Genomic DNA, 328 nt, shown 5'->3' on the forward strand with positions numbered 1-328 from the left:
AGGCACCGGTTTTTGATACCGGCATTCCCTGGTTCGAATCCAGGTACCCCAGCCATATTTCTTCGATATTTGCGGATCGCCGCGACGGTATTGGGGTATCGCCAAGCGGTAAGGCACCGGTTTTTGATACCGGCATTCCCTGGTTCGAATCCAGGTACCCCAGCCATCGAAGAAAAGAAAATTTGGCTACGTAGCTCAGTTGGTTAGAGCACATCACTCATAATGATGGGGTCACAGGTTCGAATCCCGTCGTAGCCACCATATTCAGGAGCATTGGGTTTACCCGATTATCCGAAAACAATTTGTTGGGGTATCGCCAAGCGGTAAG

General features: G+C 50.3%; 4 tRNA genes (2 of these 4 only partly in view). All 4 read left to right on the top strand.

Annotated elements, in window-relative coordinates:
- Window positions 1–55, top strand: a tRNA-Gln gene (locus V6942_RS03730); it begins 120 nt to the left of the window's first position.
- Window positions 56–91: 36 nt separating this feature from the next.
- Window positions 92–166: transfer RNA gene (locus V6942_RS03735), tRNA-Gln, on the top strand.
- An 18-nt stretch (window positions 167–184) separates the two neighbouring features.
- Window positions 185–261: transfer RNA gene (locus tag V6942_RS03740), tRNA-Met, on the top strand.
- A gap of 45 nt (window positions 262–306) precedes the next feature.
- Window positions 307–328: transfer RNA gene (locus V6942_RS03745), tRNA-Gln, on the top strand (it continues 153 nt past the right edge of the window).

This window comes from Kluyvera genomosp. 2 (assembly GCF_036759865.1).
Classification (GTDB): Bacteria; Pseudomonadota; Gammaproteobacteria; order Enterobacterales; family Enterobacteriaceae; genus Kluyvera; species Kluyvera ascorbata_B.